The organism is Shinella agrisoli, from assembly GCF_046557955.1.
Taxonomy (GTDB): domain Bacteria; phylum Pseudomonadota; class Alphaproteobacteria; order Rhizobiales; family Rhizobiaceae; genus Shinella.
In genome coordinates this window covers 63,894-84,439 of the sequence record NZ_JBJIEP010000018.1, presented here as the reverse complement: position 1 = coordinate 84,439, position 20,546 = coordinate 63,894, and the positions used below count along the sequence as shown (strand labels likewise).

The 20,546-nt window shown below is 62.8% G+C and carries 22 protein-coding genes; 11 read left to right on the top strand and 11 right to left on the bottom strand.

The features are described from left to right. Nucleotides 1–2: 2 nt before the first annotated feature. The gene (gene holA, locus ACIIOY_RS19020; protein ID WP_411036295.1) at nucleotides 3–1,037 is read left to right on the top strand and encodes a DNA polymerase III subunit delta; all 1,035 of its coding nucleotides are present in this window, start codon (nucleotides 3–5) and stop codon (nucleotides 1,035–1,037) included. A 16-nt stretch (nucleotides 1,038–1,053) separates the two neighbouring features. On the opposite strand, the gene ACIIOY_RS19015 is transcribed toward holA, so the two are convergent. The 9 genes from ACIIOY_RS19015 to ACIIOY_RS18975 form a co-directional block, all read right to left on the bottom strand. After that, the gene (locus ACIIOY_RS19015) at nucleotides 1,054–1,947 is read right to left on the bottom strand and encodes a ParB/RepB/Spo0J family partition protein (protein ID WP_411036245.1); all 894 of its coding nucleotides are present in this window, start codon (nucleotides 1,945–1,947) and stop codon (nucleotides 1,054–1,056) included. 23 nt (nucleotides 1,948–1,970) lie between these two features. Next, the gene (locus ACIIOY_RS19010) at nucleotides 1,971–2,765 is read right to left on the bottom strand and encodes a ParA family protein (RefSeq protein ID WP_411036244.1); all 795 of its coding nucleotides are present in this window, start codon (nucleotides 2,763–2,765) and stop codon (nucleotides 1,971–1,973) included. 12 nt (nucleotides 2,766–2,777) lie between these two features. Next, nucleotides 2,778–3,413 (bottom strand): 16S rRNA (guanine(527)-N(7))-methyltransferase RsmG, encoded by a 636-nt coding sequence (gene rsmG / locus ACIIOY_RS19005; protein ID WP_411036243.1) that lies wholly within the window; start codon nucleotides 3,411–3,413, stop codon nucleotides 2,778–2,780. Beyond that, a complete protein-coding gene (gene mnmG, locus ACIIOY_RS19000) occupies nucleotides 3,410–5,290 on the bottom strand; it encodes a tRNA uridine-5-carboxymethylaminomethyl(34) synthesis enzyme MnmG (RefSeq protein ID WP_411036242.1) in 1,881 nt (626 codons plus the stop codon). Before mnmG ends, rsmG begins: the two co-directional genes overlap by 4 nt. A gap of 75 nt (nucleotides 5,291–5,365) precedes the next feature. Next, nucleotides 5,366–6,691: a tRNA uridine-5-carboxymethylaminomethyl(34) synthesis GTPase MnmE gene (gene mnmE, locus ACIIOY_RS18995; RefSeq protein ID WP_411036241.1), complete on the bottom strand. Its 1,326-nt coding sequence runs from the start codon at nucleotides 6,689–6,691 to the stop codon at nucleotides 5,366–5,368. 164 nt (nucleotides 6,692–6,855) lie between these two features. Next, nucleotides 6,856–8,121 (bottom strand): transcription termination factor Rho, encoded by a 1,266-nt coding sequence (rho, locus tag ACIIOY_RS18990; protein WP_411036240.1) that lies wholly within the window; start codon nucleotides 8,119–8,121, stop codon nucleotides 6,856–6,858. A 184-nt stretch (nucleotides 8,122–8,305) separates the two neighbouring features. Then, nucleotides 8,306–8,845 carry a protoporphyrinogen oxidase HemJ gene (gene hemJ, locus ACIIOY_RS18985; protein WP_411036239.1) on the bottom strand — a complete coding sequence of 180 codons (540 nt, stop codon included), beginning with the start codon at nucleotides 8,843–8,845 and terminating at the stop codon, nucleotides 8,306–8,308. Next, the gene (gene hemE, locus ACIIOY_RS18980; protein ID WP_411036238.1) at nucleotides 8,842–9,876 is read right to left on the bottom strand and encodes a uroporphyrinogen decarboxylase; all 1,035 of its coding nucleotides are present in this window, start codon (nucleotides 9,874–9,876) and stop codon (nucleotides 8,842–8,844) included. Before hemE ends, hemJ begins: the two co-directional genes overlap by 4 nt. Nucleotides 9,877–10,020: 144 nt before the next feature. Continuing rightward, complete coding sequence (locus tag ACIIOY_RS18975; RefSeq protein WP_411036237.1) at nucleotides 10,021–10,308, bottom strand: hypothetical protein; 288 nt, start codon at nucleotides 10,306–10,308, stop codon at nucleotides 10,021–10,023. On the opposite strand from ACIIOY_RS18975, the gene ACIIOY_RS18970 reads away from it, so the two are divergent. From ACIIOY_RS18970 to dnaQ, 5 genes are read left to right on the top strand one after another with little or no spacing between them, the layout of a single operon-like run. Beyond that, a complete protein-coding gene (locus ACIIOY_RS18970) occupies nucleotides 10,282–11,103 on the top strand; it encodes a pyruvate, water dikinase regulatory protein (protein WP_411036236.1) in 822 nt (273 codons plus the stop codon). The genes ACIIOY_RS18975 and ACIIOY_RS18970 overlap by 27 nt on opposite strands. A gap of 25 nt (nucleotides 11,104–11,128) precedes the next feature. Continuing rightward, a complete protein-coding gene (locus ACIIOY_RS18965) occupies nucleotides 11,129–11,728 on the top strand; it encodes a Maf-like protein (RefSeq protein WP_411036235.1) in 600 nt (199 codons plus the stop codon). Beyond that, nucleotides 11,721–12,578, top strand: coding sequence for a shikimate dehydrogenase (locus ACIIOY_RS18960; protein ID WP_411036234.1), 858 nt, complete (start codon nucleotides 11,721–11,723; stop codon nucleotides 12,576–12,578). The genes ACIIOY_RS18965 and ACIIOY_RS18960 overlap by 8 nt, the downstream gene beginning before the upstream one ends. Further along, entirely contained in the window at nucleotides 12,578–13,168 is a 591-nt protein-coding gene (gene coaE, locus ACIIOY_RS18955; protein ID WP_411036233.1) for a dephospho-CoA kinase, read from the top strand. Before ACIIOY_RS18960 ends, coaE begins: the two co-directional genes overlap by 1 nt. Then, entirely contained in the window at nucleotides 13,168–13,872 is a 705-nt protein-coding gene (gene dnaQ, locus ACIIOY_RS18950) for a DNA polymerase III subunit epsilon (protein WP_411036232.1), read from the top strand. Before coaE ends, dnaQ begins: the two co-directional genes overlap by 1 nt. Nucleotides 13,873–13,954: 82 nt before the next feature. Here dnaQ and secB read toward each other — a convergent pair whose 3' ends face one another. Both secB and ACIIOY_RS18940 read right to left on the bottom strand, forming a co-directional pair. Beyond that, the gene (gene secB / locus ACIIOY_RS18945) at nucleotides 13,955–14,431 is read right to left on the bottom strand and encodes a protein-export chaperone SecB (protein ID WP_411036231.1); all 477 of its coding nucleotides are present in this window, start codon (nucleotides 14,429–14,431) and stop codon (nucleotides 13,955–13,957) included. 73 nt (nucleotides 14,432–14,504) lie between these two features. Beyond that, the gene (locus ACIIOY_RS18940; protein WP_411036230.1) at nucleotides 14,505–14,963 is read right to left on the bottom strand and encodes an FxsA family protein; all 459 of its coding nucleotides are present in this window, start codon (nucleotides 14,961–14,963) and stop codon (nucleotides 14,505–14,507) included. A gap of 150 nt (nucleotides 14,964–15,113) precedes the next feature. Between ACIIOY_RS18940 and ACIIOY_RS18935 the strand changes: the two genes are divergently transcribed. From ACIIOY_RS18935 to gyrB, 5 genes are all read left to right on the top strand, one after another. Next, complete coding sequence (locus ACIIOY_RS18935; RefSeq protein ID WP_411036229.1) at nucleotides 15,114–15,815, top strand: Tim44/TimA family putative adaptor protein; 702 nt, start codon at nucleotides 15,114–15,116, stop codon at nucleotides 15,813–15,815. A 12-nt stretch (nucleotides 15,816–15,827) separates the two neighbouring features. Then, on the top strand, nucleotides 15,828–16,943 hold the full coding sequence (gene mltA, locus ACIIOY_RS18930; protein ID WP_411036228.1) for a murein transglycosylase A: 1,116 nt from the start codon (nucleotides 15,828–15,830) through the stop codon (nucleotides 16,941–16,943). After that, a complete protein-coding gene (locus tag ACIIOY_RS18925; RefSeq protein WP_411036227.1) occupies nucleotides 16,930–17,499 on the top strand; it encodes a Smr/MutS family protein in 570 nt (189 codons plus the stop codon). Before mltA ends, ACIIOY_RS18925 begins: the two co-directional genes overlap by 14 nt. Continuing rightward, nucleotides 17,496–17,876: a helix-turn-helix domain-containing protein gene (locus tag ACIIOY_RS18920; RefSeq protein WP_411036226.1), complete on the top strand. Its 381-nt coding sequence runs from the start codon at nucleotides 17,496–17,498 to the stop codon at nucleotides 17,874–17,876. The genes ACIIOY_RS18925 and ACIIOY_RS18920 overlap by 4 nt, the downstream gene beginning before the upstream one ends. Before the next feature lie 139 nt (nucleotides 17,877–18,015). Beyond that, nucleotides 18,016–20,448, top strand: a complete 2,433-nt coding sequence (gene gyrB, locus ACIIOY_RS18915; RefSeq protein WP_411036225.1) for a DNA topoisomerase (ATP-hydrolyzing) subunit B — start codon at nucleotides 18,016–18,018, stop codon at nucleotides 20,446–20,448. The last annotated feature ends 98 nt before the right edge of the window (nucleotides 20,449–20,546 follow it).

The window sequence follows — 20,546 nt, the reverse complement described above, 5'->3', positions numbered from 1 at the left end:
CTATGGCAGAGGTCAAGTCGCACGAATTCGATGCTTTCGTGAAACGGAAGCCTCTGCCCGTGCGCCTCTTTCTCGTCTATGGCCCTGATCGGGGGCTTGTTTCCGAGCGCGCCGCCGCGCTTGCAGCCGCCAGCGGCGTCGATCTCGACGATGCCTTTTCGGTCGTGAAGCTCGAAGCCGGCGACATCGGCAGCCAGCCGGGCCGGCTGATCGACGAGATGAACGCCATCGGCCTTTTCGGCGGGGATCGCCTTGTCTGGATCCGCAACGCCGGCAGCGAGAAGGGCGTTTCCGATGCGCTCGATATGCTCGCGGGCATGCCTGCCGGCCCCTCCACACTCATCATCGAAGCCGGCGATCTGAAAAAAGGGGCCGCGCTCCGCAAGGCGGCCGAATCCGCGCCGCAAGCCGTGGCCATTGCCTGCTATGCCGATGACGGCCGCGCCTTGCAGGCGCTGATCGACCAGGAGCTTGCTGCCGAAGGTCTCAGGATATCGCCGGATGCGCGCGAACGCCTCGTGGAGACGATCGGCGGCGATCGCCTTGCTTCGCGCAACGAGGTGCGCAAGCTGGCGCTCTACTGCCGCGGCAAGCAGCTGATCGAGGAGCAGGATGTGGAAGAGATCGTCGGCGACGCCAGCGCGATCTCCACCGACGACGCCATCGATGCCATTCTCAAGGGGGACCGGGACGGCTTTCTGCATGCCATCCAGAAGATCATGTCGTCCAAGACACCGGTTTTCCTCGTGCTGCAGGGCTGCCTGCGGCAATTCCAGCTCCTGGAGCTAATGCGTGCCGAAATGGATGAGAAACGTATGCCCGCGGCGCAAGTCATGGCGACGCTCGGTCGCCACCTTCACTTCCGCCGCAAGCCGATCATCGAGAATGCACTGAGAACCTGGACAAGTCCCGCCATTCGCCGGGAAACCCAGCGCCTACAGGCGGCCATCCTGCAGAGCCGGCAACGCCCGGCGCTGGAGGATACGATCGCTATGCAGACCATGCTGGCAACCGTGCTTCAATCCGCTCGCCGGTGAATCCGGCTAAATAAGATTACCGGCGTTCGAGAAGCCGGCAGATTTCCTCAAGCTGCTCCAGCGTCTTGTAAGCAATCTTGAGATGGCCGCCGCTACCCTTGTGGTTGACCGTCACGTCGAGACCGAGGACATCCGACAAGGTGCGCTCAAGCGCCAGCGTGTCGGCGTCCTTCTCTTCCTTGTGCGGCGCGGCCTGGCCGTGATTTGGATTGCTTTGCGCCTTGATATCGTTCTGGGCAATGCGTTCCGCATCGCGCACCGACAAGCCCTTCGCCACGATCGTCTTCGCCAGCGCGACCGGATCCGAAGTCGGGATGAGGGCCCGTGCGTGGCCGGCGGAGAGCGTTCCGGACGCTAGCATCTCGCGCACCGGTTCCGGCAGTTTCAGCAGGCGAAGGCTGTTGGCCACATGGCTGCGGCTCTTGCCGATGATTTCGCCGAGATCGTTCTGCGTGTAACCGTGGTCGGCGATCAGCAGCTCATAACCCATCGCCTCTTCCAGCGGATTGAGATCGGACCGCTGGACGTTTTCCACGATGGCGATTTCCAGCGCCGTGCGGTCGTCCACATCCCGAATGATGACCGGAATCTCCGTAAGTCCGGCAAGCTGCGCGGCGCGCCAGCGCCGTTCCCCGGCGATGATTTCATAACGGTTGTCGGCGATGGTGCGCACGACGACCGGCTGAACGATACCGTGCTGGCGGATGGATGAGGCGAGATCCTGCAACTCCGATTCGTCGAAGTAGCGGCGCGGGTTGCGCGGATTGCGGCCGACGAACTCGATCGGCACCAGCCGGTCCGGATTGACCGTCGGCCGGCTGCCGATATCGGCTGCCGGCAGCTGGTCCATTTCCCCGATCAGGGCAGCAAGGCCGCGGCCAAGGCGCCGCTTGGAGTTGTCTTCATTCATCGGTTCTACTCACGGCTACAGAATCAGGCAGCTTTCCGCTGCCTTTCACGCTGGATCACCTCGGAGGCGAGTTGAAGATAGGCCTGGCTTCCGGCGCATTTGAGATCGTAGAGAATGGCGGGTTTGCCATAGGACGGCGCTTCCGAAACGCGCACATTGCGCGGAATAAGCGTGTGATAGACCTTCTCGCCGAGGTGCAGGCGCACGTCATTGACGACCTGCTGCGCCAGGTTGTTGCGCGAGTCGAACATGGTGAGCACGATGCCCTGGATGTCGAGCCGCGGATTGACGGTCCGGCGTACCTGGTCGACCGTTTCCAGCAGCTGGCTGAGGCCCTCGAGCGCAAAGAATTCGCACTGCAAGGGCACGAGAACCGAATGAGCTGCGGCAAGTGCATTCATTGTCAAAAGATTGAACGATGGCGGGCAATCGACCAGCACGTAAGAGTAAGACAGCGCATCGGCGGCTGCGAGGGCGCGCTTCAGCCGAAAGACCCGATCATTGTGCTGCGCGATCTCCATTTCGATGCCCAGCAGATCCATCGTCGAAGGGATGATCGAGAGGTTCGGAACCGCCGTTTCAAGCGCCGTTTCGGCAACGCTGTGGCTGCCGATCAAAAGATCGTAGGATGATAGCTCGCGGTTGCGGCGGTCTATTCCCAGCCCCGTGCTGGCATTTCCCTGCGGATCAAGATCGACGATCAGGACACGCTCGCCGATTGCGGCAAGCGCGGTGGCCAGGTTGATAGCGGTTGTCGTCTTGCCGACGCCGCCTTTTTGGTTCGCTATGGTAATGATCCGGTTCTTTTCGCCTATCATGGACGCCGCCAGTCACTGAGGTTTTCGCGAAAGGTTTGACAGTTCGAGCACAACGGAGTCCGGCTCGACGATACTAGCATGTTTTACCAGATCGAATCTCCACCGACCAAGCGCTTTATCGATCTCCCGCTGATAATCCCGGCCTTTGTGCAGGAAAAAGCGCAGCTCCGGGTTACGCTCCGCCCAAGGCAGGCCGAAATCCAGCAAAAGATCGAGATCCGCAAGCGCGCGGGCTGAAATGGCATCACACTTTTCAATGGCCGCCGGCGCATCCTCGATCCGAATCGCGTGCACCGACGCGCGCGCGCCGGTTTCCAGGATGGCGGTTCGCAGGAAGGCAGCCTTCTTGTTGTTGCTTTCCACAAGATGAACCCAGCCTCCCCCCGTTTCCGCGAGAAGGATGCCCGTGACGATGCCGGGGAAGCCGCCACCGCTGCCCAAGTCGATCCAGGTGTGAGGACCGGGATAGAGGGCATAGATCTGGACACTATCGACGACATGGCGGTTCCATGCCGCAGAAAGGGTGGAGGGGGCGACAAGGTTGATCGCCTTCGCCCATTTCTGAAAAAGCGCGACGAAGGTGTTCAGCCTCTCCACAGTTTCACGTGAAACATCGAGACCATTCAGATCAGGGGAAAGGACGTTCATCCGTTTGCGGTCCGGCTAGTCTCATCAAACGACGAGCGCTTGAGATGCGCAAGCAGAAGGGTCAGCGCCGCGGGCGTCATGCCGTCCACACGCGCCGCCTGGGCGAGGTTGGACGGTCGCGCTGCGGTCAACTTCTGGCGGAGTTCCAGGGATAGGCCGGGAAGCGCAGTGAAATCGAAGCCCTGCGGAATGCAGCGCTCCTCCTCACGGCGGGCCTCGGCAATATCCGCTTCCTGACGATTCATGTAGACCGCATATCCCGCTTCGATCTCGATTGCCTCGCGAACACGCGGAGAAAATCCACCGAGCTCCGCGGGCCAGACCGCTGCCAACCGCGCATAGTCGACATCCGGATAGGCAAGAAGATCATAGGCGCTGCGGCGCACACCATCCTGATTGATCCGAATGCCTTGGGCGGCCGCTTCGTTCGGAGAAAGCTTCAGCGAACGAAGCCGTTCGCGCGCAACGTCCATCTCTCCTGACCATTGCGCGAAACGCGCCCGACGCTCCGACGCCACAAGGCCAAGCTGGATGCCAAGCGGCGTCAGGCGCACATCCGCATTGTCCGCCCGCAGAGAAAGCCGATACTCGGCGCGCGAGGTGAACATGCGGTAGGGCTCCGTCACGCCGCGCGACGTCAGATCGTCGATCATGACACCGATATAGCTATCCGTTCGGCTGAAGACATGTCCCTGCTGACCGGCAGCGTGGCGCGCCGCGTTCAGGCCGGCGACAAGACCCTGGGCCGCTGCCTCCTCATAGCCGGTCGTTCCATTGATCTGGCCGGCAAGGAAAAGACCTGGCTGGCACTTCACCTCCAGCGTTGCCGAAAGCTCCCGGGGATCGACATGGTCATATTCGATGGCATATCCAGGCTGCAGGATCGTCACGCGCTCCAAACCCGGGATGGTCCGGATGAAGGCCTCCTGCACATCGGCGGGAAGGGAGGTCGAAATTCCATTCGGATAGACCGTGTGGTCCTCCAGACCCTCCGGCTCCAGGAAAATCTGGTGCCCGTCACGTTCCCCGAACCTCACGATCTTGTCTTCGATGGACGGGCAGTAGCGCGGGCCAACCCCTTCGATCTGGCCCGAATACATCGCCGACTTGCCGATATTCTCTTCGATTATGCGATGCGTTGCCGGGGTCGTGCGCGTGACGCCGCATTCGATTTGCGGCGTTGTGACACGATCCGTCATGAAGGAAAACGGAACGGGGTCCTCGTCCGCTGCCTGCCGGCCGATGCTGTCCCAATCGATGGAGCGGCCGTCCAGCCGCGCCGGCGTCCCCGTCTTCAGGCGTCCAAGCCTGAGCCCGAGGTGCTCGAACGTTCTTGACAAGCCGATGGACGGTTCTTCCCCAACCCGTCCCGCCGGAATCTTTTCGGTTCCGATATGGATCAGGCCCCGCAAGAACGTACCTGTGGTGACCACCACGGCGCGACAGGATAAATGACGGCCATCTTTCATAATAACCGCATCAAGCCGTCCGCCGTCGAAACGGAGGTCGAAGGCGTCCCCTTCAACGATATCGAGATTCGCGATCGTCGCCAGCTCTGCCTGCATCGCTTCCCGATAGAGTTTTCGGTCGGCTTGCGTCCGTGGCCCTCTGACTGCAGGCCCTTTACGGCGATTCAGCAAGCGGAATTGAATCCCAGCCCGATCGGCAACCCGACCCATGAGCCCGTCCAAAGCATCGACCTCACGAACGAGGTGCCCCTTGCCCAGACCGCCAATGGCGGGGTTGCACGACATCACGCCGATTGTCGACGCCTTGTGAGTCACCAGTGCCGTGCGGGTGCCCAAACGGGCAGCCGCAGATGCGGCTTCGACCCCGGCATGGCCACCGCCGATCACCACCACGTCGTAACTGTTCATGCCTGTCATATCGTACCTGCCTGTTTCACGTGAAACGCTCGACCTGACTCGTGTACGTTGCATGTTTCACGTGAATCATTTGCCTATGCAAAATTCGGAAAAAATGACGTCGAGAAGATGTTCCACATCGACGCGTCCCGTCACCCGACCGAGAGCCTGTCCCGCCAAGCGAAGATGTTCCGCCTGGATATCCAGTCCCGCTGCCTCCACCTCAAGAGCCAGCAAAATCTCCTGCCGAGCAACGGTGAGATTCAACGCATGCCGCTGACGGGTCGGCAGCGCCAAAGCGCTCCCCGCCTCAATATCGGGAAGATGACGACCGATGGCATCGAGGAGCTGCTCCATGCCACTACCATGTTTGACGGAAATTGTCACATCCGCAGTGCCGGCCCGCCAAGGTGTTTCGATCTTGTCCGCTTTCGTCCGGACACGAAGGACCGGTCCATCGTGATCTCCCATAAGCGCCTGCCAGTCCGGATCGGGATCCTCGGACAACACCAATAGGAGATGCGCTTCCGCCATGGAAAGCTGGGTTCGGCGGATACCCTCGCGCTCCACAATATCGTTCGTTTCCCGCAGGCCCGCCGTATCGTAGAGCCGAACGGCAAAACCGGCCAGGTCGAGATCGACATGCAGGACGTCACGCGTCGTGCCGGGCACATCCGTGACGATAGCGACGTCCCGCTTTGCAAGGTAGTTCAGCAGGCTGGACTTGCCGGCATTGGGCGGGCCGGCAATAACCACCTTCAAGCCATCCCGTACGATCTCGCCGATGCGCATTCCAGAAAGATGGTTAAGGATTTCCTGCTCGAGCAGCCGCATATCACTCCAGATCGAGGATGCAACAGAGCCCGGAACATCATCCTCGTCAGCAAAATCCAGCTCGGCCTCGATCATCGCTCGCGCATGGGTCAATCGTTTCGCCCACGAATCGTAAAGCCGGGACAGCCCGCCCGAGGCCTGCTCGGCCGCCAAACGACGCTGCATTTCGGTCTCGGCCGCAATCAGATCGGCAAGGCCTTCGACCTCAACCAGGTCCATCCGCCCGTTGAGAAAGGCCCGCCGGGAAAACTCGCCCGCCTCCGCCGGGCGCAAGCCATGGATGCCACTTAAAGTAGCCAAAGCCGCCTTCACTGTCGCACGGCCGCCATGAATCTGGAACTCGGCGCAATCTTCTCCGGTAAAAGAACTGGGACCGGGGAAGAACAGGATGACCCCTTCATCGAGCTTCTCACCGTTGCGATTCCGAATCGACATGAGCGAGGCTCGCCGCGGAGCCGGCACGCGGCCGCACAACGAGGCAATTGCGGTCCGGCTTCCAGGCCCGCTCACGCGAACCACAGCGACGCCGGAGGGAAGACCGCCGCTTGAAAGGGCAAAGATGGTGTCCGCAGCCTTCATCGTAGAATATTCCGGATACGAATCGGTCGTCTTCGTTTCGGTTGAGAATCGATCATTCTTCAAAGAAAATGGCCCCGCCTGAGCAGGACCACTTAGTTTTTGGCAAAATCGCTCCGCTTATCGACGGTCAGCGCTAACCCCCGACCATGACGACCGCCTTGCGATCAGGTGTTCATCGAATCGAAGAAATCGCTGTTGTTCTTGGTCTGCTTCAGCTTGTCGATCAGGAACTCGATCGCATCGGTCGTGCCCATAGGAGCGAGGATGCGGCGAAGAACGAAGATCTTCTGAAGATCCTGACGGGGAACGAGCAGGTCTTCCTTGCGCGTGCCGGACTTGAGAATGTCCATCGCCGGGTAGATGCGCTTGTCGGCCACCTTCCGGTCCAGATGGACTTCCGAATTGCCGGTGCCCTTGAATTCCTCGAAAATCACTTCGTCCATGCGGCTTCCGGTATCGATGAGCGCCGTCGCGATGATCGTCAGCGAGCCGCCTTCTTCGATATTGCGCGCGGCGCCGAAAAAGCGCTTCGGGCGCTGCAGGGCGTTCGCGTCGACACCGCCGGTCAGGACCTTGCCGGAGGACGGAACCACTGTGTTGTAGGCGCGGCCGAGACGGGTGATCGAATCGAGCAGGATGACGACGTCGCGGCCGTGCTCGACGAGGCGCTTGGCCTTCTCGATGACCATTTCGGCGACCTGCACGTGCCGGGTCGCCGGTTCGTCGAAGGTCGAGGAGACGACCTCGCCCTTCACCGAACGCTGCATGTCCGTCACTTCCTCCGGACGCTCGTCGATCAGGAGGACGATGAGATAACATTCCGGATGGTTCGCCGTGATCGAGTGGGCGATGTTCTGCAGGAGAACCGTCTTGCCCGTGCGCGGCGGCGCGACGATCAGGGCGCGCTGGCCCTTGCCGAGCGGGGCTACGAGATCGATGACGCGCGGGGAAAGATCCTTCGAGGTCGGAACGTCGAGCTCCATCTTGAAGCGCTCGTTCGGATAGAGCGGCGTCAGGTTGTCGAAGTGCACCTTGTGGCGGATCTTCTCCGGATCGTCGAAGTTGATCGTGTTGACCTTGAGAAGGGCGAAGTAGCGCTCGCCTTCCTTGGGCCCGCGGATGGGGCCTTCCACCGTGTCGCCGGTCTTCAGCGAGAAGCGGCGGATCTGCGATGGCGAGATGTAGATGTCGTCCGGCCCCGGCAGGTAGTTCGCATTGGCCGAGCGCAGGAAGCCGAAGCCGTCCTGCAACACTTCCACGACACCTTCGCCGATGATTTCGACGTCCTGCGCCGCCAGCATCTTCAGGATGGCAAACATCAATTCCTGCTTGCGCATCGTGCTCGCGTTCTCGACCTCGAGCGATTCGGCAAAGGCGAGGAGGTCGGTCGGAGTCTTGTTCTTGAGGTCTTGTAGCTTCATTTCGGCCATGAATGGTCCATGCTGGGTGTCATCGGGATGGAAAAAGGCGTGCGGGTCAGGGACGAACTGCGGGGTTTTGTGCAGCTCACTGAACGAAGACACATGCCACGAAAGATGAGATGCGCGGAAAATAGCGGTTCCGGTGCCGCCTCGCAAGGGGGCCTTTCAATTTCGTCCGATTTGTCGCGGCAGATCAAAACGGCTTGACCACGACCATGACGACGATGAGGACCATCAGGAGTGCCGGCGCCTCGTTCCAGACGCGCCATTGCCGGCCGGTTTTTCTGTTGCGGTCTTCGGCAAAGGCCTTCACGGCCCGGCCGTAATAGTGATGCACGCCCGTCAGGAGAACGACGAAGGCGAGCTTGGCGTGAAGCCAGCCGCCCTGAAAACCGTAGACCGACCAGGCGAGATAGAGGCCGAGCAGCCAGGAGAGGCCCATCGCGGGCTGCATGATCGTGCCGTACAGCCGTTGCTCCATCACCTTGAAGGTCTCCGACTGGGCGGAACCCACGGGCGCATCCGTGTGGTAGACGAAGAGCCGCGGCAGATAGAGCAGGCCCGCCATCCAGGAGATGACGGCGATGATGTGCAGCGCCTTTATCCAGAGATAAAGGTCGTCCGGCGGATGCAGGATGAGGAGAAGGGCAAGAAGGGCGAAGACGGAAAGCGCGATCGCCGCGCGCAGCCGCGCCCGCCGTCCGGCACCTTCGCCTGCCTGCCTTTCGCTCACTGTCTTTCTCCACGCACGCGCGCCACGAGACGCGTGACGTTTTCCGGATCGGCCTGCGGCGTGATGCCGTGGCCGAGGTTGAAGATCAGCGGGCCGTTGCCCAGCGCCTGCAGGATCGCGTCGACCCCGTCATCGAGCGCCTTGCCGCCGGCAACCACGCGCATCGGATCGAGATTGCCCTGCACCGGGCCCTCCTTCTGCAGCTCGGCCGCGAAGGAAAGCGGCACCGACCAGTCGAGGCCGATGGCGTCCGCGCGCGTCTCCTCCCGGTAGGATCTCAGAAGCAGGCCCGCCCCCTTGGCGAAGGCGATAACCTTGGCCTGAGGGCGGCGGCTCTTGACTGAATCGATGATTCGTCGCACGGGACGCACCGCATAATCGGCAAACTCCTTCTCGCCGAGAACGCCCGCCCAGGAATCGAAGATCTGTACCGCATCGGCGCCGGCGTCGATCTGCGCGACCAGGTAATCGGCGGAAAGATCGGCGAGCACATCGAGCAGGTGCGCGAAGGCGGCCGGTTCCCTGTAGGCGAACAGGCGCGCCGGAGCCTGGTCCGGCGTGCCGTGGCCGGCGATCATGTAGGTGGCGACCGTCCAGGGCGCGCCGCAGAAGCCGAGCAGCGCGGTTTCCTCCGGCAAGGCCCGGCGGATACGACCGACCGTCTCTATGACCGGCCGGAGATGGTCTTGAACACCATTCCCGTCCAAGGCCCGGATTCCCTCCGCATCGATCGGATCGAGCCGGGGGCCATGTCCTTCCTCAAAGCGGACATTGCGCTTCAGCGCATCGGGAATGACCAGGATGTCGGAAAAGAGGATCGCCGCATCGAAACCGTAACGGCGGATCGGCTGGAGCGTGACTTCCGTCGCCAGCTCCGGCGAATAACAGAGATCGAGGAAACTTCCGGCCTCCGCGCGCGTTGCCCTGTATTCCGGCAGGTATCGTCCAGCCTGGCGCATCAGCCAGAGGGGAGGGGGAGAAACCGTCTTCCCGTTCAGGACATCGACGATCTTTCGGTTTTTCGCAGACACCGCGGGCTCTCCCAATAAAGAAATAATCTCTTTTGAAGAGGTTTCTATTTCTTAGAGTCGGTGACTATCAAGGATTAAATCCTCTCCACAAAATCCCGGTGGAGATGCATATGCGCCGGAAAACGCGGATGGTATCTCCTGCTTTTACGCGAAAAACAGGGAAAACCGGATTTTGCTTTTGGAATCAAAACGCTTACCGATGTTGGTAAAAGCATCTTCATGTGGATGGCCTGTGGATAAGCGCGACACTTTGCCATGTCCGTGAGTCTTGTCCACATCGGTGCCGAATCCGTTTCCAGCCGCTCGGCGATTGTGGACAAACGGCCACTTATCCTCTTGCCACCGCCCCGGTGCCGTTCTTAGCTCACGCTTGTCCCGGGCCATCAACAGGGGGCGGAGGATATTGTGGAAAGCACCAAAAACTACTTCCATCTGCACCTCATTTCGGACTCCACGGGCGAGACGCTGATTGCGGCGGGGCGTGCGGCGGCGGCGCAGTTCCAGTCCTCCCAGGCGCTCGAACACGTCTATCCGCTCATCCGCAATCGCAAGCAATTGATGCCCGTGCTCGATGCCATCGATGGCGCGCCGGGCATCGTGCTCTATACGGTCGTCGACCGCGAACTCTCGGAAATCATCGACCAGCGCTGCCGGGAGATGGGCGTGCCCTGCGTCTCCGTGCTCGAACCGGTGATCGACCTGTTCCAGTCCTATCTCGGCGCGCCGTCGCGGCGCCGCGTCGGTGCGCAGCATGTGATGAATGCGGATTACTTCGCGCGCATCGATGCGCTGAATTTCACGATGGACCATGACGACGGGCAGTTGCCGGCCGATCTCGACGAGGCGGATGTCATCCTCGTCGGCATCAGCCGCACCTCCAAGACACCCACCAGCATCTATCTGGCCAATCGCGGCATCAAGACCGCCAACGTGCCGATCGTGCTCGGCATGCCGCTACCGGAACGGCTGGCGGCAGCGACGAAGCCGCTGATCGTCGGGCTGATCGCGACGACCGACCGGATCGCCCAGGTGCGGCAGAACCGGGTGCTCGGGCAGACGCAGGATTTCCGCGGGGACGACTACATCGACCGGGCACAGATTTCCGAGGAGCTGAAATATGCCCGCGCCATCTGCTCGCGCAACAACTGGCCGATCATCGATGTGACGCGCCGCTCGATCGAGGAAACGGCCGCTGCCATCGTTGCTCTTCGGCCCAAGCTCCGTTAACGCGGAAAGGGAATAGGAGATTTCGATGACGCCGCCGCTGATCCTCGCCTCGCAAAGCCCTTTTCGCCGCATGCTGATGGAAAATGCGGGCCTGGTGTTCGAAGCCCAGGCGGCACGGATCGATGAACGTGCCGCGGAAGCGGCCCTTGCCGCAAGCGATCCGACGCCGCCGGAGGTCGCCGAGGCATTGGCGATCGAGAAGGCGCGGGAGGTCGCGGGGCGCAATCCCGGCGCCATCGTCATCGGCTCGGATCAGACGCTTTCGCTCGACGGCCGCGTGTTTCACAAGCCCGCCGACATGGCCGAGGCGAAATCGCACCTGACGGCCATGGCCGGGCGTACCCATGCGCTCAATTGCGGCATCGCGCTGGTGCGCGACGGGGAAACGCTCTGGAAGCATGTTTCGATCGCCCGCCTCACGATGCGGCCGCTTTCGGAGGCGTTCATCGACCGCCATCTCGCCCGGGTCGGAACGCGGGTATTGGCGAGCGTCGGCGCCTACCAGCTCGAAGGGGAAGGCGTGCAGCTCTTCGAACGGATCGAGGGCGACTATTTCACCATACTCGGCCTTCCGCTCCTTCCGCTGCTGGCTAAACTTCGCGACCTCGGTGCCATCGATGCATGATTCACGTGAAACACTCGTTCCCAGCGCTTTCGTTACCGGCTATCCGGTCAAGCACTCGCGCTCGCCGCTGATCCACGGCTATTGGCTTGAAAAGCTGGAATTGCCGGGCGCCTATACGCGGCAAGAGGTTGCGCCCGAAGATTTTGCCGGCTTCATTTCACGGCTCAAGAGGGGGGAATCCGGCTTTGTCGGCGGCAATGTCACCCTTCCGCACAAGGAAACGGCCTTCAAGCTGGCCGACAGGCCGGATCCGCTCAGCGAGGAGCTCGGCGCATCGAACACGCTCTGGCTGGAAGACGGCCGTCTGTGCGCCACCAACACCGACGGATATGGCTTCCTTGCCAATCTCGATGCGGCCGCTCCGGGTTGGGACAGGACGGATCGCGCCGTCATCCTCGGGGCAGGGGGCGCGAGCCGGGCGGTCATCCAGGCCGTGCGCGACCGGGGTGTCGGCGAAATCCATGTGGTGAACCGCACGATCGGACGGGCGCAGGAGCTGTCCGACCGGTTCGGGCCGAAGGTCCATGCCCATCCGATGGACGCGCTCTCCGAGGTGTCGAAAGGGGCGGGGCTCTTCGTCAACACCACCTCGCTCGGCATGGACGGCGAGCCGGCGCCGGACTTCGACTTCTCCCCGCTTGCCGGCGGCGCGGTGGTGACGGACATCGTCTATGTGCCGCTTGTCACGCCGATCCTCCGCCAGGCGGCGGAGCAGGGCCTTGCCACGGTCGACGGTCTCGGCATGCTGCTCCATCAGGCGGTGCCCGGTTTTGAGAAGTGGTTCGGCAAGCAGCCGACGGTCGATGCGGACCTGCGCCGGCGCATTCTTGCCGACATGGAGGCCCGCTGATGATCGTGCTCGGCCTTACCGGATCGATCGGGACGGGGAAGTCGACGACCGCCGCCATGTTCCACGATCTCGGCGTGCCGGTGCATGATGCCGACGCGACGGTGCATGACCTCTACCGGGGAGAAGCTGTTGCGCCGGTGGCGGAGCGTTTTCCCGAAGCGCTCGGCGACGGCGTCATAGACCGCAAGGCGCTTTCGGCTGTCCTTGCGAAATCCCCGGAGCGGTTCGCGGAACTGGAAGCGATCATCCATCCGCTCGTCAGGGCGCGCGAAAAGGCTTTTCTCGATGCCGAGCGGCAGAACGGATCGCTGCTGGTGCTGCTCGATATTCCGCTGCTCTATGAAACCGGCGGCGAGTCGCGGGTGGACAAGGTGGTGGTCGTCACCTGCGATCCGGAGGTGCAGAGACAGCGCGTGCTCGCGCGGCCGGGCATGACGGAAGAGAAACTGCGGCTCATCCTGGCGCGCCAGATGCCCGATGCGGAAAAGCGGCGGCGGGCCGATTTCGTCATCGATACGGGCAAGGGGCTTGAAGCGGCGCGCAAACAGGTGGAAGAGGTGATTGAAACCTTGAAGGGACGACGGGACTGATGCGCGAGATCATCTTCGATACGGAAACGACCGGCCTCGACAACAAGCTCGACCGTGTCATCGAAATCGGCGGCGTGGAACTGGAGAACCACTTCCCGACCGGGCGTACCCTGCACATCTTCATCAATCCGGGCGACCGCAAGGTGCACCCGGACGCGCTCGCCATACACGGCATCACGGATGAGTTCCTGAAGGACAAGCGCCCCTTCGCCGAGGTCGCCGACGAAATTCTGGGCTTCTTCGGCGACGCCCGCTGGGTGGCGCACAACGCCAACTTCGACATGGGCTTCATCAATGCCGAGTTCGAGAGGCTCGGGCTGCCGCCGATCGCGCCGGAGCGGGTGACGGATACGCTGGCGCTCGCCCGCCGCAAGCATCCGATGGGGCCGAATTCGCTCGATGCGCTGTGCCGGCGTTACGGTATCGACAACTCCCACCGCACGAAGCACGGCGCGCTCCTCGACTCCGAGCTTCTCGCTGAAGTCTATATCGAGATGATCGGCGGACGGCAGGCCGCGCTCGGCCTCGGCACGGCCGAAACGGGCCGGAAGACCCTGGTGGAAGTGGAGGACGAGGTCATCGAACCGCTTGGCGAGCGGCCGCGGCCGCTCGCGCCCCGGCTCTCCGAGGAGGACCGTGCCGTCCATGCCGCCATGGTGGAAAAGATCGGCGCCAAGGCGATCTGGGCGAAATACGGCGCCTGAATCCGGTTCGAAGCGGAGATGCGAAACGAAAACGCCCGGCCACCAGGTGGCCGGGCGTCGTTCGTTAAAGTCCGCTATCGGCTCAGTTTGCCTGGACCTTGGCCTTGACCTGCTCTTCGGCCATGCGCTGGGCGAACATCTGGGCGAAATCGATCGGGTCGATCATCAGCGGCGGGAAGCCGCCGTTGCGGGTCGCATCGGCGATGATCTGGCGGGCGAAGGGGAAGAGCAGGCGCGGGCACTCGATGAAGAGGACCGGCAGCATGTGCTCCTGGGGGAAGCCCGTGATGCGGAAGACGCCGCCATAGGCGAGCTCGGCATTGAAGAGGACCTTGTCGCCGTCCTTGGCCTCGGCGTTCAGCGACAGGATGACGTCGAAGTCCGTTTCGGCGAGCGGGTTGGCATTGACGTTGACGCTGATGTTGATCGCCGGCGCCTTGTCACGGGCCTGGAGCGACCGCGGTGCACCCGGGTTTTCGAAGGAGAAGTCCTTCACATATTGCGCCAGGATGGTGAGCGAAGGGCTCGCGCCGTTGTTCTGGGTGGTTGCGTCGGTCATGGAAGTATCCTCGGGGACTCTGGAAAGTCAGGCCATCTAGCATTTCGGCCGGGGGCTTACAACCCTCGGGCCCTCATGGCCGGTCGTCGCGATGGAAGTCGTCTTCGTCGAGATCGATGGTGCGTTGCGGCCCGGTTTGCGGCCGCCGGCCCGGCCGCATGCCGCCGATATCGACCACAACCACATTACGCATCAGCCGGTTCCAAAGAAAGTTGCGGACGGGCGGAAGAAACAGCGCAAGGCCGACAAGGTCGGTGAGGAAGCCGGGGATCAGCAGGAGGATGCCGGCAATGAGGATCATCGCCGCATCGAGCAGTTCCTTGCCGGGCGCGCGGCCCTCCTGGCCCGCCTGCCGCAGCCGGGCAAGCACGCCGAAACCCTGGATGCGCATCAGCACGATGCCCGCCACCGCGGAAAGCACGACCAGAGACAGTGTCGCAAGCAGCCCGATCCGCCGCCCGACGAGGATGAAGCAGGCGATTTCCGCCAGCGGCAGCAGGAGGACGAAGAGGGGAACGAGGAATCTCATCATGGTTTCAGTGTCGCACAGATTGTTGAGGCTCGATACCGCCGGCGGTTCCGCGTGCCTTCGCCGCATTCACGTCATCGCCATTTGAATGATCCGTCTTTGCGGACTATATGGGAAAGGAACAAAAAACAGGAACCGGGCTGCGGATCGATAATGGGCTCATTCGACTTTGTAACGATTTTCTTTCTCGTGGCTGCGGTGGTCATCTTCCTGCAATTGCGCAGTGTGCTTGGCCGGCGTACCGGCAGCGAGCGCCCGCCCTTCGATCCCTATTCCAAGCGCGAGAGCGTCGGAGAGACCGATTCGGCCGATCGCGGAAAGGTCGTCACGCTGCCGCGGCGGGACTCCGACGAGGAGGAAAGCCCTTACGCGTCCGTCGATGCTTTCGCCGCGCCCGGCACGCCGCTCAACGATCAGCTGCGCGCGCTCGTCAAGGCCGACCCTTCCTTCAACCCGAAGGAATTCGTGGGCGGCGCCCGCATGGCCTACGAGATGATCGTCGTCGCTTTTGCCGATGGCGACCGCAAGACCCTGAAGAACCTCCTGTCCCGCGAAGTCTATGAAGGCTTCGACGCCGCCATCTCGGAGCGCGAGAGCAAGGGCGAGGTCGTCCGCTCCAGCTTCGTCGGCATCGAGAAGGCCGATATCGTCGGCGCCGAGGTCAAGGACAGCGAGGCGAACGTGACGGTCCGTATCGTCAGCCAGCTGATCTCCGCCACCTACGACAAGGCCGGCACGCTGATCGAGGGCGATGCGGACACGGTGGCCGAGGTCAACGACCTGTGGACCTTCGCCCGCGACATCCGCTCGCGCGACCCGAACTGGAAGCTGATCGCGACCGAGTCGGAAGGCTGAGCGAGGCCGCCCATGGATTATCGCCTTGTTCCGGCCCGGTTTTCGGCGCTTCCCGGCTGGAGTGAGGATGATCCGACGCCCTTGCTGGCAGCCATGGGCCGCTGTCGCGAACACATCCGCACCGTCAAACCCTACAAGACGGGCTCGCTCGGCATCACCGCCGGCGAGCTCTTGACGCTTCTGGACGCGGCGGCGGATGAGAAGCCGCAGGGCGCAGCCGCGGTTCGGGCCTTCTTCGAGGCGCATTGCATGCCCTTCCTCATCGAGAGGACGGATGGCTCCGCCGGCTTCGTCACCGCGTTCTACGAGCCGGAAGTGGCCGTGAAGGCCGAGCCGGATGCGGAGTACCGTTATCCCTTCTACCGCCGGCCCGACGATCTGGTCGACGTCGACGACGGCAACCGTCCGCCCGGCTTTCCGCAAGGCTATGCCTTCGGGCTGCAGAGGAACGGAGCCATCGTCGAGCATCCGGACCGCGGCGAGATCGAACGCGGCTGCCTGAAGGGCCGCGGGCTGGAAATCGCCTATGCCCGCTCCAGGGTCGACGTGTTCTTCGCCCATGTGCAGGGCGCGGCGCGCCTCGTCTATCCGGATGGTTCGGTCAGGCGCGTAACCTATGCGGCCAAGAGCGGCCATCCCTTCTCGGCCATCGGCAAGCTGCTGATCGATCGCGGCGAGATCGATGCCGCCACCGTCTCCATGGCCGCCATCCGCGACTGGCTGGCACGCCATGAGGACCAGGCAGACGATGTGCTCTGGCACAACCGTTCCTTCATCTTCTTCAAGGAAGCGCCGGTGGACGATGCGTCGCTCGGGCCGATCGCTGCCGCCAAGGTGCCGCTGGTCGCCGGCCGTTCGCTGGCGGTGGATCGGCTGATCCACACTTTCGGCCTTCCCTTCTTCATTTCGAGCGACAGCCTCACCCATATTGATGGGGGAAAACCCTTCCGCCGCCTGATGCTGGCGCTCGATACGGGAACGGCGATCGTCGGTCCGGCGCGGGGCGATATCTTCACGGGCTCGGGCGATGCCGCGGGCGCGCTGGCGGGCCATGTCCGCAATGCCGCGACCTTCCATATCCTCATTCCCAGGGCAGCGGCGGAGCGCTACCTCCATGCCGAAGGATAAGGCGCTTTCGAGCGAGGACCGCATCCTCTGGGGCAAGGTGGCGCGCAGCACGCGACCGCTGCCGGGCAAGCTCGACGCCTTGACGGAATTCGAGGCGGCCCTCGCCGAGAAGGCCGAAGAGCGGAAGGCGGCCGAACCGGCGCCGAAGTCGGCAAAGGCCGGCAAGCCCGCGCAGGATATCGCGCTCACCATGGGCCGTGGCAAGGAGACCCGCCATCATCCGCTGGAGCGCCCCGTCAAGCGCAAGATCGCCAAGGGCCGCCTGCCGCTGGAGGCGCGCATCGATCTGCACGGCATGATCCAGAGCGAGGCGCACGGCTTGCTGCTCGGCTTCCTCATCAAGGCGCATGAGCGGGGTTTGCGCCACGTCCTGGTCATCACGGGCAAGGGCACTTCGCTCGGCAGCGACGGGGCGCTGAAGCGGGCGGTGCCGCTCTGGTTCTCGCTGCCGGAATTCAGGCCGCTGATCTCCTCTTACGAGCCCGCGGCGCGCAACCACGGCGGCGAGGGCGCGCTCTATGTGCGCCTTGCGCGCCAGCCGGGGGAAAAGCGATGACGACGCCTTTCGGCAAGGCCGTGCGGCACCTGCGCCAGCGCAAGGGCGTCTCGCAGAAGGAGATGGCGAAGGCGTTGGGCGTCAGCCCCGCCTATCTTTCTGCGCTGGAGCATGGGAAGCGGGGCATGCCGAGCTTCGATTTTCTCCAGCGCGTCGCCGGCTATTTCAACGTCATCTGGGACGAAGCCGAGGAACTCTTCCGCATCGCCCAGATTTCCGACCCGCGCGTCGTGGTCGACACGGCCGGCCTGCCGCCGGAATACACCGCCTTCGCCAACCGGCTTTCGGCCGAAATCCGCAGCCTGCCGCCCGAGACGGTGCGCCGTCTTGCCGGCATCCTCGAAAAAGCATGCAATTCCCGGGTAAAACCCGGTTGATCCCCTGAATTCTGCCGTGTTTGCAGGCTCTCTGGTTTGGAACTTCGGGGCAAAATCCTTATATTCATGGAATGCGGAAAGCCGTGATTCGCCTGCTTTCCCGCCCCGCCTTTCGCGAGAACTCTGGAAAGACTTTTGAATGACTGACACACCCGAGACCGAAAACGGCCCGGCCGAGTATGGCGCAGATTCGATCAAGGTCCTGAAGGGGCTTGATGCCGTACGCAAGCGCCCCGGCATGTATATCGGCGATACCGATGACGGTTCGGGCCTGCATCACATGGTCTACGAGGTTGTCGACAACGCGATCGACGAGGCTCTGGCCGGCCATGCGGACATCGTGACGGTCACGCTCAATCCGGACGGCTCCGTGACGGTGACCGACAACGGCCGCGGCATTCCGACCGACATTCACAAGGAAGAGGGCGTCTCCGCCGCCGAGGTCATCATGACTCAGCTGCATGCCGGCGGCAAGTTCGACCAGAATTCCTACAAGGTCTCCGGGGGTCTGCACGGCGTCGGCGTTTCGGTGGTCAACGCGCTCTCCGTCTCGCTGAAGCTGAAGATCCGCCGCGGCGGCAAGATCCACGAGATGAGCTTCACCCACGGCGTTGCCGATGGTCCGCTGACCGTGACCGGCGAATGCGGCGACGAAACCGGCACGGAAGTGACCTTCCTGCCGTCATCGGAAACCTTCTCCAACATCGAGTTCAACTATTCGACGCTGGAGCACCGCCTGCGCGAGCTCGCTTTCCTGAATTCCGGCGTGCGCATCCTTCTCACCGACCGCCGCCATTCGGACATCAAGCAGGACGAGCTGATGTACGAGGGCGGCCTCGAAGCCTTCGTTACCTATCTGGACCGCTCGAAGAAACCGCTCGTCGACAAGCCGATCGCCATCCGCGGCGAGAAGGACGGGATCACCGTCGAAGTCGCGATGTGGTGGAACGACAGCTATCACGAGAACGTGCTCTGCTTCACGAACAACATCCCGCAGCGCGACGGCGGCACGCATATGGCCGGCTTTCGCGGCGCGCTGACCCGCCAGGTCGTTTCCTATGCCGAAAATTCCGGCATCATGAAAAAGGAGAAGGTCTCGCTGACGGGCGATGACTGCCGCGAAGGCCTGACCGCCGTGCTTTCGGTCAAGGTACCGGACCCGAAATTCTCCTCGCAGACCAAGGACAAGCTGGTTTCCTCGGAAGTTCGCCCTGTCGTCGAAAGCCTTGTCAACGAAGCGCTGAGCATCTGGCTGGAAGAACATCCGGCCGATGCGAAGACCCTTATCGGCAAGGTGGTGGAAGCCGCCGCCGCCCGCGAGGCGGCGCGCAAGGCGCGCGAGCTGACGCGGCGCAAGGGCGCGCTCGACATCTCCTCGCTGCCCGGCAAGCTGGCGGATTGCTCCGAGCGGGACCCCGCAAAGTCCGAACTCTTCCTCGTCGAGGGCGATTCGGCCGGCGGTTCGGCCAAGCAGGGCCGTTCGCGCGAGAACCAGGCGATCCTTCCCTTGCGCGGAAAAATCCTGAACGTCGAGCGCGCGCGTTTCGACAAGATGCTGTCGAGCCAGGAAATCGGCACGCTGATCACCGCGCTCGGCACGTCGATCGGCAAGGACGAATTCAATGCCGACAAGCTGCGCTACCACAAGATCATCATCATGACGGACGCCGACGTCGACGGCGCCCATATCCGCACCCTGCTGCTCACCTTCTTCTTCCGCCAGATGCCGGAGCTGATCGAGCGCGGCCATCTCTATATCGCCCAGCCGCCGCTCTATAAGGTGGCGCGCGGCAAATCGAGCCAGTACCTGAAGAACGAGAAGGCGCTGGAAGACTACCTGATCGGTTCGGGCCTCGACGATGCGGCGCTGGAACTGAGCTCGGGCGAGGTGCGCGCCGGCCAGGACATCCTGGAATTGATCCAGGACGCCTTGCGGCTGCGTTCGCTGCTCGACGGCCTGCATTCGCGCTACAACCGCGCCATCGTCGAGCAGGCGGCGATTGCCGGCGCTTTGAACCTCGAGCTCAGCCACGATCGCGAGGCCTATGCCGCCAAGGCGGAGGAGGTGGCCCGCCGCCTCGACCTCATTGCCGAGGAGACGGAGCGTGGCTGGACGGGTGCCGTCGCGACCGACGGGGGCCTTCGCTTCGAGCGCATGGTGCGCGGCGTCAAGGAATTCGCCCATATCGACATGGCGCTGATCGGTTCTTCCGATGCGCGCCATATCGACCAGCTCTCGGCGCGCCTCAAGGAAACCTACACGGTGCCGCCGGTCCTGCGCCGCAAGGACGGCCAGACCGAGATCACCGGCCCGCGTGCCCTGCTCGACGCTGTTTTCGCGGCCGGCCGCAAGGGGCTTTCCATGCAGCGTTACAAGGGCCTTGGCGAGATGAACGCCGAGCAGCTCTGGGAAACCACGCTCGATCCGAACGTTCGTTCGCTGCTGCAGGTCAAGGTGGCCGATGCGACGGATGCCGATGGCCTCTTCGCCCGCCTGATGGGCGACGAGGTGGAACCGCGCCGCGACTTCATCCAGGAAAACGCGCTCAGCGTCGCAAACCTAGACATCTGAGAATCAGAACGAGAGCTGCCTTCCGGCAGCTCTCGGCTTGTCGACAAACCTTGCTTTCCGTCATCCTCCGGCCCTGACCCGAGGGCCACCGTGGAGGC

Bases quoted from the DNA above. Each gene is read 5' to 3' on its own strand.
- ACIIOY_RS18965 (WP_411036235.1), top strand. From the start codon at position 11,129: ATGACGCCGCCGCTGATCCTCGCCTCGCAAAGCCCTTTTCGCCGCATG.
- ACIIOY_RS18935 (WP_411036229.1), top strand. From the start codon at position 15,114: ATGGGCTCATTCGACTTTGTAACGATTTTCTTTCTCGTGGCTGCGGTG.
- ACIIOY_RS18960 (WP_411036234.1), top strand. From the start codon at position 11,721: ATGCATGATTCACGTGAAACACTCGTTCCCAGCGCTTTCGTTACCGGC.
- ACIIOY_RS18940 (WP_411036230.1), bottom strand. From the start codon at position 14,963: ATGATGAGATTCCTCGTTCCCCTCTTCGTCCTCCTGCTGCCGCTGGCG.
- ACIIOY_RS18975 (WP_411036237.1), bottom strand. From the start codon at position 10,308: ATGGAAGTAGTTTTTGGTGCTTTCCACAATATCCTCCGCCCCCTGTTG.
- dnaQ (WP_411036232.1), top strand. From the start codon at position 13,168: ATGCGCGAGATCATCTTCGATACGGAAACGACCGGCCTCGACAACAAG.
- rho (WP_411036240.1), bottom strand. From the start codon at position 8,121: ATGGCCGAAATGAAGCTACAAGACCTCAAGAACAAGACTCCGACCGAC.
- secB (WP_411036231.1), bottom strand. From the start codon at position 14,431: ATGACCGACGCAACCACCCAGAACAACGGCGCGAGCCCTTCGCTCACC.
- rsmG (WP_411036243.1), bottom strand. From the start codon at position 3,413: ATGAACGTCCTTTCCCCTGATCTGAATGGTCTCGATGTTTCACGTGAA.
- gyrB (WP_411036225.1), top strand. From the start codon at position 18,016: ATGACTGACACACCCGAGACCGAAAACGGCCCGGCCGAGTATGGCGCA.
- holA (WP_411036295.1), top strand. From the start codon at position 3: ATGGCAGAGGTCAAGTCGCACGAATTCGATGCTTTCGTGAAACGGAAG.
- ACIIOY_RS19010 (WP_411036244.1), bottom strand. From the start codon at position 2,765: ATGATAGGCGAAAAGAACCGGATCATTACCATAGCGAACCAAAAAGGC.
- mnmE (WP_411036241.1), bottom strand. From the start codon at position 6,691: ATGAAGGCTGCGGACACCATCTTTGCCCTTTCAAGCGGCGGTCTTCCC.
- ACIIOY_RS18925 (WP_411036227.1), top strand. From the start codon at position 16,930: ATGCCGAAGGATAAGGCGCTTTCGAGCGAGGACCGCATCCTCTGGGGC.
- mnmG (WP_411036242.1), bottom strand. From the start codon at position 5,290: ATGAACAGTTACGACGTGGTGGTGATCGGCGGTGGCCATGCCGGGGTC.
- coaE (WP_411036233.1), top strand. From the start codon at position 12,578: ATGATCGTGCTCGGCCTTACCGGATCGATCGGGACGGGGAAGTCGACG.
- mltA (WP_411036228.1), top strand. From the start codon at position 15,828: ATGGATTATCGCCTTGTTCCGGCCCGGTTTTCGGCGCTTCCCGGCTGG.
- ACIIOY_RS19015 (WP_411036245.1), bottom strand. From the start codon at position 1,947: ATGAATGAAGACAACTCCAAGCGGCGCCTTGGCCGCGGCCTTGCTGCC.
- ACIIOY_RS18920 (WP_411036226.1), top strand. From the start codon at position 17,496: ATGACGACGCCTTTCGGCAAGGCCGTGCGGCACCTGCGCCAGCGCAAG.